This is a genomic window from Actinophytocola sp. (genome assembly GCF_009379765.1).
Taxonomy (GTDB): Bacteria; Actinomycetota; Actinomycetes; order Mycobacteriales; family Pseudonocardiaceae; genus Actinophytocola.
The window spans coordinates 1-16,635 of the sequence record NZ_WHTD01000180.1; the positions used below are offsets into that span (position 1 = coordinate 1).

Here is a 16,635-nt window from a genome sequence, read left to right on the forward strand (position 1 = left end):
AGCGGAGCGAGGCAGGTGCCACAGCATGAGCAGACTGATCAACGCAACCACTTTGCTTCGTGCGAATGCGGTCCACGCCGAGCGGAGCGAGGCAGGTGCCACAGCATGAGCACCGCCACCCAGGCCCGTCCGCGATCCCCGATGGGCGGGCGGGGCATGCCCGGCATGGGGATGCACGTCGAGAAGGCGAAGAGCTTCGGGCCGTCGGCCAAGCGGCTGGCCCGCCGCATGCACCCGGAGCGGGCCGCGTTCGGCGTCGTCGTCGCGCTGGGCGTCACCAGCGTGGCGTTCGCCGTGGCGGGACCGAAGATCCTCGGGCATGCCACCGACATCATCTTCAACGGCGTCATCGGACGCATGCGGAACATTCCCGGCGCGGGCATCGACTTCGCCGCCCTGGGCAGCACGCTCATGTGGGTCCTCGCGCTGTACCTGGCGTCCTCGGTGTTCGGCTGGATCCAGGGCTGGATGCTCAACGGCGTCGTGCAGCGGGTCGTGTACAAGCTGCGCGAGGACGTCGAGGCGAAGCTGCACAGGCTTCCGTTGCGCTACTTCGACGGCCAGCCCCGCGGAGAGCTGCTTTCCCGGGTCACCAACGACATCGACAACATCTCCACGACACTGCAGCAGACCCTGAGCCAGCTGCTGACGTCGCTGCTGACGGTGGTCGGCGTGCTGGTGATGATGCTGACGATCTCGCCGCTGCTGGCGCTGATCGCGCTGGCGGTCATCCCGCTCTCGGTGCTCATCACGGGCCAGGTCGGCAAGCGCGCGCAGAAGAAGTTCATCGCGCAGTGGAAGCAGACCGGCGCACTCAACGCGCACATCGAGGAGGCGTTCACCGGGCACCAGCTGGTCAAGGTGTTCGGGCGGCAGAAGGAGAACGAGGAGGAGTTCCGGCGCCGCAACGAGGAGCTGTACGGCTCGGCGCGGGGCGCGCAGTTCATCTCCGGGCTGATCATGCCGGCGATGATGTTCCTGTCCAACATCAGCTACGTCGTGGTCGCGGTCGTCGGCGGGCTGCGGATCACCTCCGGCACGATGACCCTGGGCGAGGTGCAGGCGTTCATCCAGTACTCGCGGCAGTTCACCCAGCCGCTGACCCAGGTGGCGTCGATGGCGAACCTGATGCAGTCCGGGGTCGCGTCGGCGGAGCGGGTGTTCGAGCTGCTCGACGCCGAGGAGCAGTCGGCGGACCCGGCGGACGCGTCGCTGCCCGCGGAGCGCCGGGGGCGGGTGGAGTTCGAGAACGTGTCGTTCTCCTACCGGCCGGAGCAGCCGCTGATCGAGAACCTGTCGCTGGTGGCCGAGCCGGGTCAGACGGTGGCGATCGTCGGGCCGACCGGGGCCGGGAAGACCACCCTGGTCAACCTGATCATGCGGTTCTACGAGCTGGACGCGGGCCGGATCACGCTCGACGGCGTGGACGTCACCCGGCTGCGGCGCGAGGACCTGCGGTCGCAGGTGGGCATGGTGCTGCAGGACACCTGGCTGTTCGGTGGCACGATCCGGGAGAACATCGCCTACGGCAGGCCGTCGGCCACCGAGGACGAGATCATCGAGTCGGCCAAGGCCACCTTCGTGGACCGGTTCGTCCGGACCCTGCCGGACGGCTACGACACCGTGATCGACGAGGAGGGGACGAACGTCAGCGCGGGTGAGAAGCAGCTGCTGACGATAGCGCGGGCGTTCCTGGCGAGCCCGTCGCTGCTGATCCTCGACGAGGCGACGAGCTCGGTCGACACCCGCACGGAGTCGTTGGTGCAGCACGCGATGGCGGCGCTGCGCTCGTCCAGGACGAGCTTCGTGATCGCCCACCGGCTGTCCACGATCCGCGATGCCGACCTCATCCTGGTGATGGAGTCGGGGCAGATCGTGGAGCAGGGCACGCACGACTCGCTGCTCGAGGCACGCGGCGCCTACCACCGGCTCTACTCGGCGCAGTTCGCCGCGACCGGCTGACAGGTCCGCGGTCGAGCTCCTGCGGTCTACCCCTACGGGAGCTGCGACCGGTCGTACGTATACCCGCAGCTGGGCGGGCGGCCGGTGGTCTTCCGGGACCGCTTCACCGGCCGCTCGGCCGTGCCTCCCGACACGGATCTGTGCGCGTTCATGGAGGTCACCGCGGCGAACGAGCTGGACGTGCCGGCACACCGCCGGCTCTTCAGCGGGAGCTCGGCGTCGGAGCGGACGGCCCAGGCACCGAGCTCGGCCATCCGCCGCGTCGCCGGCAGCCCCACGGGGACGTGGCACGTGCGGCGCAGCGTGCGCATGAGCTCGCGGTGCGGCACGGGGTTCGGCGCGGCGAGGTTGACCGGACCGGTGAGGTCGTCGCGGTCGAGCAGGAAGGTGCCGGCGCGGACGAAGTCCTCGTCGTGGATCCAGGAGACGTACTGCGCGCCGCCCGCCACCGGCCCGCCGAGACCCAGCCGGGTCATGCGGCGCAGGGCGTGGAAGACGCCGCCGCGGCCCGGGCTCATCACCATCGCCGTGCGCAGCGCGACCTTGTGGGTGTGCGGCGTGCGGGCGTCGCGCTGCGCGGCCTCCCACGCTTTGGCGATCTCCACGCTGTAGGCCCAGTGGCCGGACACGTCGGGCTCCGTGCCGCCGATGACGCCGGTGGCCTCGGCGGCTCAGCACCACCACGTCGTGCCCCGCGAGCGCCCGGCCGAGGAACGTGCCGATGTGCCCGGGTCCCGCCGGGTATCACACCTTCATGCCCGCCTTCGGTTTTGAACCCGTTCAAAACCGATCGTACGCCTAGTGCGGAACGGTGTGGCCGCCGTTGACCGTCAGGCACTGGCCGGTGACGAAGCCGGCCTCGGCCGATGCGAGGTAGGCCACGGCCGACGCGATGTCGTCCGGGGTGCCCATCCGTCCCAACGGGACGTCGGCGACGTACGCGGCGTGTTCGTCCACAGTGGCGTCCACATGCCGCTCGACCGGGATCCAGCCGGGTGCCACCAGGTTGACCGTGATGCCGAACGGGCCCAGCTCGCGGGCCCACACCCGGGTCAGCGCCAGCAGCGCCGACTTCGCCGCGGCGTAGGCGGACCAGCCAGGCAGCGCGCGGTCCGGCATGTCCGATCCGATGTGGACGATCCGGCCGCGGCCGAGCGCCTTCATGCCGGGGAGCGCTGCCCGGGCCAGCAGGGTGGGGCTCTTCACGAAGAACTCCAGCTGGTCGAGGTGAGCCCGCCAGGTCAGGTCCTCGAGCCCGACCACGGGCTGCGGGCCGGTCGCGTTGGCGACGAGCACCTCGACCGGGCCCACCAGGTCGACCAGGGCACGCACCTCGTCCTCGGAGGTGACGTCGGCCGGGGCGGCGAGCGCGGTCCCGCCGTCCTCGGTGATCGCGGACAGTACGGAGGAAACGCGGCCGGGGAGGTCGTTCACCGCCACGGTCCAGCCCCGCGCGGCCAGCCGGCGCGCGATCGTCGCCCCGAGCCCGCGGCCCGCCCCGGTCACCAGCGCCACGCCCATCGCGCCACTGTACTGAGCAGGATTCCTCAGCCGGCTCACATGTTCTCCTCAGGTTCGCGGCGGATCGTGGGCGCGGGAGGGGACACATGCGCAACCTGGTTCGGTTCGGTGGCGCCTTCCTGCTCGCCGGCGTGCTCCTCGCGGCCCTGCTGTCGCCGTTCGTGCTCGGTGGTGGTGCCGCCGCGGCGAAGGTGGCCGCGTCCGCGGCGCAGATCACGCCGGCGTCGGTGGCCGGCGAGGTGCCCTTGGTCACCACGGTCACCGACCGCGACGGCAACCCGATCGCGACGGTGTTCGACCAGTACCGGCTGCCGGTCACGGCCGAGGAGATCGCGCCGGTCATGAAGGCGGCCGTCGTGTCCATCGAGGACCGCCGGTTCTACTCCGAGCACGGCGTCGACCCCACCGCGGTGCTCCGCGCGCTGGTCAACGACGTCGCGGGCGGGGCCACCGAGGGCGGCTCGACCATCGCCCAGCAGTTCGTCAAGAACTACCTCATCGCCGTCGTCGACCGGGACGACCCCGCCGCGCAGGCCGCCGACCGCGCCGACACGCTCACCCGCAAGGTCCGTGAGGCCCGCTCGGCCATCCAGCTCGACCACGACATGAGCAAGGACGACATCCTCGCCGGCTACCTCAACGTGGTCGAGTTCACCGGCCGCGTCTACGGCGTCCAGGCCGCCGCGCACGCGTACTTCGGTACCACCGCCGACAAGCTCGACCTGCCCCAGGCGGCGCTGCTCGCCGGCATGGTCAACAACCCGACGATCTACGACCCCTACGCGCACCCGAAGGCCGCGCTCATCCGCCGCGACATGGTGCTCGACGCGATGGTCGACACCCACGCCATCGATGCCCGCACCGCCACGACGGCCAAGGCCGCCGACCTGGGCGTGCTGCCGGACGGACCGTCGGTGCCGCCCAGCACCTGTGCGGGTGCCGCCCCGGACGCCGGCTTCCTCTGCCAGTACGCGCTGAGCTACCTGCGCTCCGCCGGGCTCACCGCCGACCGGCTCGCCACCGGCGGCTTCACGATCCGCACCACGATGGACCCGGCGGCGAGCGCGGCCGCCAAGAAGGCGGTCGAGGCCAACGTGCCGACGACCCAGGACGGGGTCGCCAACACGATGGCCGTGATCGCCCCGGGCACCACCTCGCACGAGGTGCTCGCCATGGTCGCCAACCGGAACCTCGGTACGGACATCGAGCGCGGCGAGACCACGGGCAACCTCGTCGCCGACGTGAGTGACCCGTTCGGCGCCGGGTCGGTGTTCAAGATCTTCACCGCGGCCGCCGCGCTCGAGTCCGGCGCCGCGCGGCTCGACACGCCGCTGCCCAACCCGTCCATCGGCTGCTTCGACCTGCCCGACCGGCCCTGCTACCCGGTGCACAACGACGGCAGCTACCCGGACCCGATCACGCTCGCCGACGGCCTCGCCACCTCGCCGAACACCGCGTTCGTCGGGCTGGAGACCAAGGTCGGCATGTCCGCCGTCCTCGACATGGCCGACCGGCTCGGCCTGCGGAACACGTTGCGTACCAACGACGCCGGCCAGACCCCGGACTCGAGGTCCGACGACCCGCAGCGCAGCCGGCCGCAGTCGACGTACTTCCGGGACAAGCCGTCGTTCACGCTCGGCAACAGCCCGGTGAGCCCGCTGGAGCTCGCCAACGTGTCGGCCACGCTGATGAGCGGTGGCATGTGGTGCCCGCCGAACCCGATCCAGTCGGTGGTCGACCGGTTCGGCCACCCCGTGGACGTGCCCACCGAGCCGTGCGAGCAGGTGGTGCCGGTGGGTCTCGCGAACACGCTGGTGGCCGGGCTGAGCAAGGACACGGTCAGCGGGACGACGGCCGCCTCGGCGGCCGCGGCCGGCTGGACCAGGCCCGGCATCGGCAAGACGGGCACCACCCAGGACAGCGAGTCGGTGGCGTTCGTGGGCGGTGCCAACGGTTACGCGGTGTCGTCGCTGGTGTTCGCCGACGGTCCGAACCCGCGGGAGCTGTGTCCCGGGCCGCCCGTGCACCTGGGTGACTGCGGCAACGGCGCGTTCGGCGGGACCGTGGCCGCGCCGCCGTACTTCGCCGCGATGGCAACGATTCTGGCCGGCCGGCCGGACCAGCCCGTACCCGGGCCGGACCCCAAGTACCTCGAGTGACGTGTTTACTGCACATCATGAAGTTGGCACTGTACGGACTGCACCGGGGGAGCAGCGCGGATCCGGACACGTTGGTCCGCCGCGCGCGGCTGGCCGAGAAGGTCGGGTTCGACGCGCTCTGGGTGGGTGACCACATCGCGCTACCGGTCGGCGAGGACGGCGATCCGGCCGACCAGCCGCGGCTCGAGGCCGTGGTCACCCTGGCCCACCTGGCCGCGGCGACGACCCGGATCGGGCTCGGGTTCGGGGTGATCGTGCTGCCGCAGCGCCAGCCGGTGCTGCTGGCGAAGCAGCTCACGTCGATCGACGTGCTGTCCAAGGGCCGCCTCACCGTCGGCGTCGGCGTGGGCTACGTCGAGCCGGAGCTGACCGCACTGGGTGCGTCGCTGGCCGACCGCGCCGCGCGGACGGACGAGTACCTGGCCGCGATGCGCGTGCTGTGGGACGAACCGACCCCGGCGTTCGATGGGGAGTTCGTCTCGTTCGCCGGTGTGCTGCAGCGCCCGCGCCCGGTGCAGCGCCCGCACCCACCGATCGTGGTCGGTGGGCACGCGCCCCGCGCATACCGTCGCGCGGTCACCTCGGGCAACGGTTGGTACGGCTGGGATCTGGACGTGGACCGGACCGCCGCCACGCTGGCCGCCCTGCGCGAGACCGCGACCCGGCACGAGCGCCCGGCCGAGCTCGGCGACCTGGAGATCACGATCACGCCGCCGGGCACCCCGGACCCGGACACGGTGCGCCGCTACGCGGAGGTGGGCGTCCACCGCTTGGTGCTCCAGCCCGACACGATGGACGGCACGGCGATAGAGGACCTGATCACGAAGGTGGGCGACACCCTCATCGACCGAACCTGACACCTCGGTCAGGTCAGGACCTTGTCGTGCTCGGCGGCTTCGCGTGCGATGTCGATCCTCGAGCGGACGCCCAGCTTGGCCAGGATGTGGGAGACGTGCGTGCCCACGGTTCGCGGCGACAGCACCAAGTGCTCGGCGATCTGCCGGTTCGGCAGCCCGGCGGCGACCATGCCGGCGATCTTCGTCTCGGTCGGCGTCAGGCTGTTCCAGCCGGTCCGGGCCCGCCGATGCTTGGCACGCGGCCCCCGCCGGATGCCGTGCCGACGCAGCTGCGCGCGCAGGTGCGCCAGGTCCCAGTTCGCACCGAGGCCGTCGTAGAGGTCGTCCGCGCGGGTGAACGCCTTGCGCGCGGAGCCACTGTCGCCCCTGGTGGCATAGCCGATGGCGGCCGCCTCCAACGCCTTGGCCCGCAGCAGCGGGATGCCGGCGTCGTCGTAGCGTTCGGCCGCGTCCTGCAGCAAGGCGGGGTCATCGTCCAGCAGTCCTCGGCAGTACGCGGCCGCGGCGAGCCGGTGTGGCACCTGCGAGCGTCGCGCGAGGGTCGCGGCCTGAGCGGCGATGTCGGTTGCCGCGTCGGTGGCGCCGGTCTGCGCCGCCAGCCGCGCGGCCTCCGGCAGGAGGTCCTCCATCTCGTCGAGCTCCTCGGCGTTGCTCGTGACACCAGCTGTGAGCACCGCGAGCGCCTCGGCCGGCTCGTCGGATATCTCGCGGTCCAGGCTCTGCGCGAGCGCCAGAGACGCGACGACCCGGTTCCCGATCCGCTCCGCACTCGGCGCCGCAAGGCTCAGATGCCGCCGCGCGGTGTCCGAATCGCCCCGATGGAACGCGATGGCCGCGGCGATCCCGCGGTCGCAACACGTGACACCGGGATCCTTGAACTCGTCGGAGAGGTTCTCGACCTCGGCTTGCGCGTCGTCCCATCGGCCCATCTCGAACAGCACCTCACCGAGCGCGCTCTGCGCCTGTGCCAACCGCACCAGGTTGCCAGTGTTGTCCGCGAGATCACGCACGCGCTCCGCGGCACGCAACGCCTCCTCGAAACGGTCCAGGTCACCCAGCGCCACTGCTTTGTTGACCTGCAGCAGCAGACCGAGATCGATGAGCGTGGAGTCGTCGGCGACGACGTTGAGTGCGCGGTCGAACAGTGGCAGCGCGGCGGCGACGTCACCACGCATGATCGACACGATGATCAATACGTGTAACGACCACCCGAGCGCCCACCGGTCATTGGCCTGCTCGGCCGTCAACAATGCCTCGGCGGCGACGTCTCCGGCAATGGTGACCTCGCCCAGATCCCTGTGTGCCCGAGCTTGCAACACAAGCAACCGCGCCCGCTGCCGTGCCGAGATCTCCGGCAACGCGAGCGTCTGGGCCAACGACTCGAGCGACTCGTCCGCCTTCCCCTCCAGGGCGCGGCATTGTGTCACTGTCCAATGTAGATCGACAAGTATGTCGGAGTTGGTGACCACAGCCATGGCCCGGGTGGCGACCCGCTCGGCGTCGGCGCGATCACCGGACCGGTACAACGCGTCCGCCAGCCGGTTGGCTAGCACGGCTCCGCGCGCGGTGCTGGCGGGGGATCGGCGAGACGCCTGCCGCAGCAGGGCGACCGCGGTCTTGGGCGCTTGCGCGATGAGCGCTGGCGCGGCATCGGTCAACCAGTTCAGCAGCGACTCGTCGAGCGGGATCGGGTCGGGTGCGCTGACAGCCTGCAGCAGCTGTCGCGCGACTCGTTGGATCGGCGCACCTGCTTCGGCGAGTGCCTTGGCCGCGTCCCGGTGCCAGGCAGGGCGAACCGCTGTGGCGATGTCGTCATACAGTGCCGCGCGAATCAGCGGGTGCCGGAACGCGAGCTTCTCCCGCGCGTCCTTGAGAACGCCGGCGGCACGGGCTTCGTCGAGAGCCGGGACGAGTTCCGGGATCCGGCTGTCCAGGACGATCGCAAGGTCCGATACCAGGAAGTCCACCCCGAGCAGCGCCGCGGCCTGCAGCACCGTGCGCACCTCCTTGGGCAGGAAGTCGAGTCGGTGCGCGATCGCGGCTACGAGCGAGTTGGGTACCGGACCGCTGGTGACCTCTACGACCCCGGCATCGTTGACCTGCAGGCGTTGCGAGCGAACGAGGGCGGCCATGAGCTCAGTCAGGTACAGCGGGTTGCCGGCAGCGTCGTCGGCAAGTCGAAGCAGGTCGTCACCCGGCTTGCCGTCGGATATCTCCGTAACCAGGTCGGCGATCGCCCCAGCTGGCAGCCCGCCGAGCCGGATGGTCGCGCCCTCGCCGACCACTCGTCGCAAAGCGATCAGCTCGTCGCGTTGGGGTACAGGTCGCACGATGCCGATGAGCAGCAGGGATGAGCGGTCGACGGAACGTGCCAACCAATCCCAAACGCCGATGGTCGCCTGGTCCGCCCACTGGAGATCGTCGACGACGAGGACGATTGGCGCGTCGCTGCACAGCTCCGCCATCAACGTGAGCATCTGCTCCGATGCCGCGACCGTCGGATCGGCTGTACTGGTGAGCTCGCCGCGCAGCAGTCGAAGGATGGTTTCCAACCGCTTCTCGCCTGCGGACTCCTTCGCCAGCAACGCGTCCAGCAGCGGCTGTAGGGGCAGCTCCTGGCCCAACTCGTCGCCCTCGGCCCAGTAAACCTGGTAGCCGCGTTGCTCGGCAGCGAGGGTCGCGGCTCGCGCGAGGGAGGACTTGCCGATGCCGGGCTCGCCCTCGATCAGTACCGCCTGCCCGGTTCCCGAAGCGAGGTCTTCGGTCCACGTTACGAGTTGGGCGAGTTCGGCGTCCCGTCCCACGAGCGCACAAGCATCACCCGGCATGCTTCGACACTATGGCGTGACGCGGCTCCGAACATCGGCCATCCGGGCGGTAGTGCCTACCAGGTCGTCTTCGGGCACTCCGTCTCATCTGACGCACATGTTCAGGTCGTTAGCCGCTCGTTAGCTGTCAGTGACAATGCAATTCGGATCGCATGCGATAGTTTTCTTCGTAAGCATAAAGTTGGGCGCTCACCCTACTCAAAAAAGCTAGTCAAGGCATGCCTGAACGCAAGTTCGTCTTTTCTCTGTTGCGGGAAAATTTGGGAGGCAGGGATGCGAATCTCGCGAATGGTGGTAGCGCTCGTTCTCTCGGTGCTGGCGACCTTTGCGGCCATAGGTGCGGCCGCGGCAGCAGACACCCCCGGGATGACGCACAACGGCGACACCCCGGGAATGACCCATAACTGACCGGACAAATGAGCCGCCTAGTGGTTGACGCACCGACTGCGGTTCAAGAGTCCCTCCAGTGGGAGCGGCCGAGGCCGCAGGTCTGATCCTACGATGCTGGCGGCATCGTCGTTCGGACCTGCGGTCCGGTGCACTGCACGATCCTGCAGTGCGTAGCCGAGGTCGACCAGCCGGCCACCCAGGTGGCACTCGTCGGTCGCCGCGACTTGCTCCTTTCGTCCGGCATCCGCGTCCAGGAGCCGAAGTACGAACCGGGCAATCTGGTTGTTGACGCTGGCCAGCTCGGCGACGAGTACCAGCTCGTCATGCCAGTCCGGAGCGGTCACCGCTTCTTCACCCCACGAACGTAATCGTTCATCAATGTCGGACCTCAGCAACTCTTGACCCATCACCTGGCCGAGACATCGGTCAAGTGACGGATGTACGTAGACACGGACCGCCAACCCGATGTGACGGTCCGTACCGGTCCGTGCGTGCGGGGTGAGCCCCCGCCGGGGTGACGGCACGTGCCCCCCTGCCATGCGCACCCCATGAAGATCGGCCCCGCCGGGCGGTTGCCGGTGACGCGGTGTCGGCAGGGCGCGGTCTTCGATGCCGCCGCGCGTCCGACGATCGGATTTCGCGGGTCGCGTCTCGTCCGGCCTCGGGATTATCGATTTGTGTCTTGAATTGGCCCACATGAAATTGGTACCATGGCGATCTGTTCGTCCTCGTTCCGCACGTGCATTTGAGAAATGCTAATGACTTCGGCATCGGCACGTGCGTCAAAGCTCGAACCGACTCCCCACGGCGTTCGGTGTGAAGGTATTCGGTAAACCGTCGGCGAGCGCGTGCTGGGCCTGCCAGCCGGCGCAATGAACGGGCACCAACACGGAGGGTGAACTCCTCCGCGAGCGCGCCCAGTGTGCGCGAAACATTGGCCCGCCCGCAAATGTGGCCCGCCGAGGACCGCATATGCAGAAGGAATTCCCGTGATCTTCTTGGTGTGCCGCACGATGTTCACGATCCCGGAGTGACCACAGCCAGTGAGCACCAGCAGGCTCTTGTCCCGCACATGGAGCACGACGGCCTGGTCGTCGCGTACCTGCGGGTCATACCCGGCGCGGCGCCCCCGCCCACCCCGTGTCGACCCCCCACATCGCCGTGTCGGCCGGTGGTGGTGTCGTGTCGGCCTGTCACGTCGCCGTGTCGGCCTGTCACGTCGCCAAGTCGACCGGTGGCGGTGCCGCTGCGACCGGGTCTCCGCGATGCGCGCGCCGACGCGACGCCGCACGCACCCAGTCGGATCAGCAACGCGGGAGGTCGGGTCGGCGACGCGGGGGGTCGACACGGCGACGCGGGGGGTCGACACGGCGACGTGGGAGGTCGGGTCGGCGACGCGGGGGGTCGGGACGGCGACGCCACGGGTCGACACGGTGACGCCACGGGGCGACACGGTGATGGGGTGGGGGCGGCACGGTGGTTGGGGCACGGGCCTCGTCCACCTGGTCGACGGGTGCAGCGGACGGTCACCGCGGCGCCATCAACGGGCTCCTCCCGGGCGAGGTCGAGCTGCGAGGCGACCTGGGTACGGACACGAGACCGGGCCTGGACGCCCGGTCAGTCGGACGTCCGGGTCAGTCGGACGCAGCAGTGGCCGGGGGTCGGGGCGAGCTCCGCGCGCAGGCTCGGGTCGCCGGCGCCGTGGAGCAGGCCCTTGACGAGGCCGAGGTTCATGCCGCACACGAGCTCGGTGTGCGACTCGGCCAGCCGGTGGAAGGGGCAGTTGCCCAGCACCACGCCGGAGCCGTCGGCGCGAGGTTCGAAGCCGTGGTCGGTCAAGGTCCGCAGGACCGACCCGGCGGCCGCGCCGAGCTCCTCGCCGAGGCGGCGGGCGTGCTCGCGCAGGATGGGCCCCGGCGGGCACCCGGACCGGCCGGCCTCCTCCAGGGCCGCGGCCAGCAGGTGGCCGGCCAGGTCGTACCGGCGCGCGGGCAGCGACACCGTCACCTGGCGGTCCGAGCGGTGGTACAGCTTCGCGGGCCGCCCGGCGCCGGGGCCCGTGCGGCCGGTCCGGCGTTCGTAGGTCACGTCCAGCAGATGCTCGGCCACCAGCTTGTCGAGGTGGAACGCCACCGTCGCGCGAGCGACGGCCGTCGCCGCGGCCACCTCGTCCCGGCCGACCGGCTCCGGCTGGCGCACCACGTACTCGTAGAGGCGCCGGCGGGTCGGCTCGTCCAGGGCCGCCACCGCGGACAGCGCCCGCACAGCGGGATCGTCCATGCGTCCAGTCTAAAACAAACGTTGGTTGACGAAAACCCTGTGGGCTTCTAAAGTCGGCGTAACTTGAGTTTAGAAAGCGAGACCTGATGACGGAGCCGGCGACGGTGCGCCACCTCGGGGTGGTCCACGACCGCGGTCCGGTCGACCTGCCCGCGGCCCGCCGCGCGGTGGCCGACCTGCTGGTCGCCCTGGGCAAGGACCCGGCGGCCGAGCACCTGCTCGACACGCCGCGGCGGGTGGCCGACGCCTACGCCGAGCTGCTGAGCCCGCGGGACTTCCGGCTGACGACCTTCCCCAACGACGAGACCTACGACGGGCTCGTGGTGGCCAAGGGCATCCCGGTCCGCTCGCTGTGCGAGCACCACCTGCTGCCCTTCCACGGCGTCGCGCACGTCGGCTACCTGCCCGGCGACCGCATCCTCGGCCTGTCGAAGCTGGCTCGCGTCGTCGAGCTGTTCGCGCGTGACCTCCAGGTTCAGGAACGGCTGACCCAGCAGGTCGCGGACTGGCTGCGGGACCACCTCGCACCCAAGGGCGTCGGTGTCGTGATCGAGGCCGAGCACCTGTGCATGTCCCTGCGCGGCGTCCAGGCCACGGGCGCGCGTACGGTCACCTCGGCACTGCACGGGCTGCTCCGTGAGGACCGCGGCTCGCGCCAGGAGTTCTTCGCGCTGACCGGAATCGGCGCCTGACCACAAAGGACAGAGAGCATGGCCGACACGTTTGTCATCGTCGGGGGCGGCCTCGCCGGCGCCAAGGCGGCCGAGACCCTGCGTACGGAAGGGTTCGACGGGCGCGTGGTGCTCGTCAACGCCGAGCCGGACCGGCCCTACGAGCGACCGCCGCTGTCCAAGGGGTACCTGCTCGGCGACGAGGAGCGCGACTCCGTCTTCGTGCACCCGGAAGGCTGGTACGACGAGAACTCGGTGGAGCTCCGCAGCAAGACGCGGGCCACCCGGATCGACCGCGCCGCGCACGAGGTCGAGCTCGAGGGCGGGGAGCGGGTCGGGTACACGAAGCTGCTGCTCGCCACCGGGTCGTCGCCGCGGCGGCTGCGGGTGGACGGCAACAACCTCGACGGCGTCCACTACCTGCGCCGCCTCTCGCACTCCGACGGACTCCGCGGCGCGTTCGCCGGCGGTGGCCGGGTCGTCGTCGTCGGCGCGGGCTGGATCGGGCTCGAGACCGCCGCCGCGGCACGGCAGAAGGGCTGCGAGGTCACCGTCGTCGAACCGAGCGCCACCCCGCTGCACGTCCCGCTCGGCCCGGAGATGGGTGAGTTCTTCGCCGGCGTCCACCGCGAGCACGGCGTGGACCTGCGGCTCGGCGTGGGCGTCACCGGGTTCCGCGGCGCCGGCCGGGTCGAGGCGGTCGTGACCGACGGCGGCGAGCTTCCCGCGGACGTGGTCGTCGTCGGCATCGGCGCGCGGCCCAACACCGAGCTGGCCGAGGAGTCAGGGCTGAAGGTGGACGACGGCGTCCTGGTCGACGGCTCGCTGCGCACCGAGGACCCGGACATCTACGCGGCCGGGGACATCGCGAGCATCCCGAGCGCGGTGTACGGCAGGCGGATCCGGGTCGAGCACTGGGCCACCGCGCTCAACGGCGGGCCGGCCGCGGCCAAGGCGATGCTCGGCCAGGACGTCAGCTACGACGACCTCCCGTACTTCTTCTCCGACCAGTACGACGTCGGCATGGAGTTCACCGGCTGGTTCGCGCCCGGTGGCTACGACGAGGTCGTCACCCGCGGCGACGTCGCCGGCCAGGCGTTCCGCGCCTACTGGCTCGCCGGTGGCCGGGTCGTCGCCGGCATGCACGTGAACCTGTGGGACGACGGCGTCGGGCCCTTCCAGGAGCTGATCCGGGGTGGCCAACCGGTCAACTCGGACGATCTTCGCTGAGAAATCCACAATGGATTCTCCGGTTCCCCGAATGTGTGTAACACGATCGGAGTGGGCCACGATGACCCGTGTGCCCCCGCGGTGCTGGCGGACCCCCGACCTGGCAGCACCGCGGGGGCCCTTGTTTCCGGGTCCTCCTCGAGCCGGCTGAGCACGCCGATGCGGGTACCCATCGCACGCAGGATCCTCGAGGCGCTGGCCGGCGTGGACGCGATCTTCGGCCTGCCCGGCGTGCACAACCTGGCGTTCTGGCGGGAGGCCGGCGAGGGCCTGCCGAGGATCATCGGGGTGCGGCACGAGCAGACCGCGGTGTATGCCGCGGACGGCTACGCGCGGCGGTCCGGCCGGCTCGGCGTCGCCCTCACCACCACCGGCCCCGGCGCGGCGAACGCGGTCGGCGCGTTCGGTGAGGCCGCCGCGTCCGGGTCGCCGGTGCTGCTGATCGCCAGTGAGATCGCCACCGCGCTCGCCGCCGGCACCGCACGCGGCGCGCTGCACGAGAGTCGTGACCAGGGGGCCATCTTCGCCCCGCTCGCCAAGGCGGTGTTCCGGCCACGCACTCCCGAAGAGGTCGCGGCCGCGGTGGCGGAGGCGATGCGGACCGCCATGACCAGCCCGCGCGGTCCGGTCTACCTCGACGTGCCGGTCGACGTGCTCACCATGGACGCGCCGGAGATCCGCCTCGTGCCACCGACCCGGGTCGGGGTAGCCGACCTCACCGATCTCGCCGACCTGATCGCCGCGTCGCCGCGCACGGTGATCTGGGCGGGCGGCGGTGTGGTGCAGGCCGACGGCGGCGCGGCGCTGGACGCCCTGGCCCGCCGGCTCGCCGCACCCGTGGTGACGACCTACGCCGCGCGCGGGGTGCTGCCGCCCGGCCATCCCTGTGTCGTGGGGCTACCGCCGCACGAGCCCGCGGTCGCCGGGCTCATCGGCGGCGCGGACCTGTTGCTGGCCATCGGCAGCGACCTCGACGGGATGAACACCCGCAACTGGCGCATGGCGATGCCGCCGCGCCTCGCGACCGTCAACTGCGAGCCCGGCGGCAACTACCGGCCCGACGTCGCGGTGCTGGCCGACGCCCGGCTCGCCATGGAGGCGTTGACGCCGCTCGTCGAGCAGCGACCCGCGGGCGACCTGACGGCGTTGCGCGCCAAGGCATGGCGTGCCGTCGCGGCCGACGAGCGGCACGCCGAGCCGCTGCGCTACCTCGCCACGCTCGACGAGGTGGTCACCGCCGAGCTACCGGTGGTCGCCGACATGGCCATCCCCGGCTACTGGTTCGGCGGGTACGGCACCGTGCACCGGCCGCGGCAGCTGCAGTACCCGGTCGGCTGGGGGACGCTCGGCTTCGCGCTGCCCGCGGCGATCGGCGCGGCCGTCGCCGGCGGACCGACCCTCGCGGTCTGTGGGGACGGCGGCATCATGTTCGCGCTCGGTGAGCTCGCGACCATCGCCCAGGAACGCCTGCCGGTGACCGTTCTGGTCGTGGCCGACGGCGGCTACGGAATGCTGCGCTACGACCAGGACCACGCGGGCGACCCGCACCGCGGCGTGGATCTGTTGGCCCCGCACTGGACGACGCTCGCCGCGGCGTTCGGCATCCCGTGCGCCGAGGTCGACGGCGTCGGCGACGAGCTGGGCGCGGCGTTGCGGAACGCGTTGTCGCGCAACGGCCCCGCACTGGTCGTCGCGCACGCGGCGATGATCCCGCCGCGCACGACGTCACCTCGCTGGTTCGACTAGGCCGTTTCGTTTTGGGTCACCGGCGGACCAGAGGAAGATTCCCGCGATGGGGAGTCGAGCCAAGAGGCGCCTACGACCGGGTGCGCGGGGGCATCGTCTTGGCAGCGGCCCTGAACCTCGTTGTAGGTGGTCGCTTCCGCGGCGCGGGCAGGGGAGAAGCACGTCACATTCGTTCCTGTCACATGGTGCCGAGCCGTTCCGTCAGAGGTGTGTAACCACCGACAACGGCAGGGGAGCCCACGATGGATGCCCGTTTGAACGTCTTCGGTAGCCCGACCGCAGGCAGCTTCCTGAAGCACATCGTCTCGGCGGGCCAGGTGGTCTCGGACTCGCCGCTGCCGGCCGCGACGCAGGAGCTGGTGAAGATCCGCGCGAGTCAGATCAACGGGTGCGGTTTCTGCACCGACATGCACACCAAGGACGCCGTCGCCGCGGGTGAGACCTCGGTGCGCCTCAACCTGATCGCGGTGTGGCGGGAGGCCACGGTCTTCACCGAGGCCGAGCGCGCCGCGCTGGACCTGACGGAGCAGGGCACCCGCATCGCGGATGCGGCCGGTGGAGTCACGGACGAGGCCTGGGCGAACGCCGCCAAGCACTACGACGAGGAGCAGCTCACCGCCCTGGTGTCCCTGATCGCTCTCATCAACACCTTCAACCGCATGAACGTCATCGTCCAGCAGCCCGCCGGCGGCTACCAGCCCGGCCAGTTCGGATAGCCGGGAGTGCCTGGCCGGAGCGCTGGTGCCGCCTCGCACCAGCAGCAGGGCCCGGGCTCCGGGCACCGCTCGCAACGCCGCCGGCGGGAAGCTGGGCCGGCGAATCAGGTGACGAACTTCCGGCGGGGGACACTAGGTCCCGCGCCGGGAGTCTGTTGCGTGAGTCGGCGAGTCCAGGTTTCTGCTGGCAAGGCGCCGGTTCGTCCTCGTACCGGGTTGTACTCGGGCGGATCGGCAACGCCGCCGGCGGGAAGCTGGGCCGGCGAATCAGGTGA

12 protein-coding genes are annotated in these 16,635 nt (G+C 70.7%); 7 read left to right on the forward strand and 5 right to left on the reverse strand.

Annotated elements, in window-relative coordinates:
- The first annotated feature begins 141 nt into the window (after positions 1-141).
- A complete protein-coding gene (locus GEV28_RS36145; protein ID WP_291417829.1) occupies positions 142-1,962 on the forward strand; it encodes an ABC transporter ATP-binding protein in 1,821 nt (606 codons plus the stop codon).
- 32 nt (positions 1,963-1,994) lie between these two features.
- On the opposite strand, the gene GEV28_RS36150 is transcribed toward GEV28_RS36145, so the two are convergent.
- Both GEV28_RS36150 and GEV28_RS36155 read right to left on the reverse strand, forming a co-directional pair.
- Positions 1,995-2,591: a hypothetical protein gene (locus tag GEV28_RS36150; protein WP_291417806.1), complete on the reverse strand. Its 597-nt coding sequence runs from the start codon at positions 2,589-2,591 to the stop codon at positions 1,995-1,997.
- A 169-nt stretch (positions 2,592-2,760) separates the two neighbouring features.
- Positions 2,761-3,483, reverse strand: coding sequence for an SDR family oxidoreductase (locus tag GEV28_RS36155; RefSeq protein WP_291417808.1), 723 nt, complete (start codon positions 3,481-3,483; stop codon positions 2,761-2,763).
- 86 nt (positions 3,484-3,569) lie between these two features.
- Between GEV28_RS36155 and GEV28_RS36160 the strand changes: the two genes are divergently transcribed.
- Together GEV28_RS36160 and GEV28_RS36165 are read left to right on the forward strand one after the other, a co-directional pair.
- Positions 3,570-5,642 carry a transglycosylase domain-containing protein gene (locus GEV28_RS36160; protein WP_291417810.1) on the forward strand — a complete coding sequence of 691 codons (2,073 nt, stop codon included), beginning with the start codon at positions 3,570-3,572 and terminating at the stop codon, positions 5,640-5,642.
- A 17-nt stretch (positions 5,643-5,659) separates the two neighbouring features.
- Positions 5,660-6,499, forward strand: coding sequence for a TIGR03619 family F420-dependent LLM class oxidoreductase (locus tag GEV28_RS36165; protein ID WP_291417812.1), 840 nt, complete (start codon positions 5,660-5,662; stop codon positions 6,497-6,499).
- Positions 6,500-6,507: 8 nt separating this feature from the next.
- Here the strand turns inward: GEV28_RS36165 and GEV28_RS36170 are convergent, their stop codons facing one another.
- The 3 genes from GEV28_RS36170 to GEV28_RS36180 all read right to left on the reverse strand — a co-directional run bounded on the left by GEV28_RS36170 (position 6,508) and on the right by GEV28_RS36180 (position 11,997).
- Positions 6,508-9,327 (reverse strand): LuxR family transcriptional regulator, encoded by a 2,820-nt coding sequence (locus GEV28_RS36170; protein WP_291417815.1) that lies wholly within the window; start codon positions 9,325-9,327, stop codon positions 6,508-6,510.
- Between the two features lie 425 nt (positions 9,328-9,752).
- Positions 9,753-10,061, reverse strand: a complete 309-nt coding sequence (locus tag GEV28_RS36175; RefSeq protein ID WP_291417817.1) for a hypothetical protein — start codon at positions 10,059-10,061, stop codon at positions 9,753-9,755.
- Between the two features lie 1,273 nt (positions 10,062-11,334).
- Entirely contained in the window at positions 11,335-11,997 is a 663-nt protein-coding gene (locus tag GEV28_RS36180) for a helix-turn-helix domain-containing protein (protein WP_291417819.1), read from the reverse strand.
- Between the two features lie 86 nt (positions 11,998-12,083).
- On the opposite strand from GEV28_RS36180, the gene folE reads away from it, so the two are divergent.
- The 4 genes from folE to GEV28_RS36200 all read left to right on the forward strand — a co-directional run bounded on the left by folE (position 12,084) and on the right by GEV28_RS36200 (position 16,360).
- Positions 12,084-12,689 (forward strand): GTP cyclohydrolase I FolE, encoded by a 606-nt coding sequence (folE, locus tag GEV28_RS36185; protein WP_291417821.1) that lies wholly within the window; start codon positions 12,084-12,086, stop codon positions 12,687-12,689.
- Positions 12,690-12,707: 18 nt separating this feature from the next.
- Entirely contained in the window at positions 12,708-13,898 is a 1,191-nt protein-coding gene (locus GEV28_RS36190) for an FAD-dependent oxidoreductase (RefSeq protein WP_291417823.1), read from the forward strand.
- Positions 13,899-14,057: 159 nt separating this feature from the next.
- Positions 14,058-15,644: a thiamine pyrophosphate-binding protein gene (locus tag GEV28_RS36195; protein ID WP_291417825.1), complete on the forward strand. Its 1,587-nt coding sequence runs from the start codon at positions 14,058-14,060 to the stop codon at positions 15,642-15,644.
- Between the two features lie 242 nt (positions 15,645-15,886).
- Positions 15,887-16,360 (forward strand): carboxymuconolactone decarboxylase family protein, encoded by a 474-nt coding sequence (locus GEV28_RS36200; RefSeq protein ID WP_291417827.1) that lies wholly within the window; start codon positions 15,887-15,889, stop codon positions 16,358-16,360.
- Positions 16,361-16,635: the final 275 nt, after the last annotated feature.

Coding starts and splice junctions, on each gene's coding strand:
- GEV28_RS36145 (WP_291417829.1), top strand. CDS start 142: ATGGGCGGGCGGGGCATGCCCGGCATGGGGATGCACGTCGAGAAGGCG.
- GEV28_RS36155 (WP_291417808.1), bottom strand. CDS start 3,483: ATGGGCGTGGCGCTGGTGACCGGGGCGGGCCGCGGGCTCGGGGCGACG.
- GEV28_RS36160 (WP_291417810.1), top strand. CDS start 3,570: ATGCGCAACCTGGTTCGGTTCGGTGGCGCCTTCCTGCTCGCCGGCGTG.
- GEV28_RS36165 (WP_291417812.1), top strand. CDS start 5,660: ATGAAGTTGGCACTGTACGGACTGCACCGGGGGAGCAGCGCGGATCCG.
- GEV28_RS36170 (WP_291417815.1), bottom strand. CDS start 9,327: ATGCCGGGTGATGCTTGTGCGCTCGTGGGACGGGACGCCGAACTCGCC.
- GEV28_RS36180 (WP_291417819.1), bottom strand. CDS start 11,997: ATGGACGATCCCGCTGTGCGGGCGCTGTCCGCGGTGGCGGCCCTGGAC.
- folE (WP_291417821.1), top strand. CDS start 12,084: ATGACGGAGCCGGCGACGGTGCGCCACCTCGGGGTGGTCCACGACCGC.
- GEV28_RS36190 (WP_291417823.1), top strand. CDS start 12,708: ATGGCCGACACGTTTGTCATCGTCGGGGGCGGCCTCGCCGGCGCCAAG.
- GEV28_RS36195 (WP_291417825.1), top strand. CDS start 14,058: ATGCGGGTACCCATCGCACGCAGGATCCTCGAGGCGCTGGCCGGCGTG.
- GEV28_RS36200 (WP_291417827.1), top strand. CDS start 15,887: ATGGATGCCCGTTTGAACGTCTTCGGTAGCCCGACCGCAGGCAGCTTC.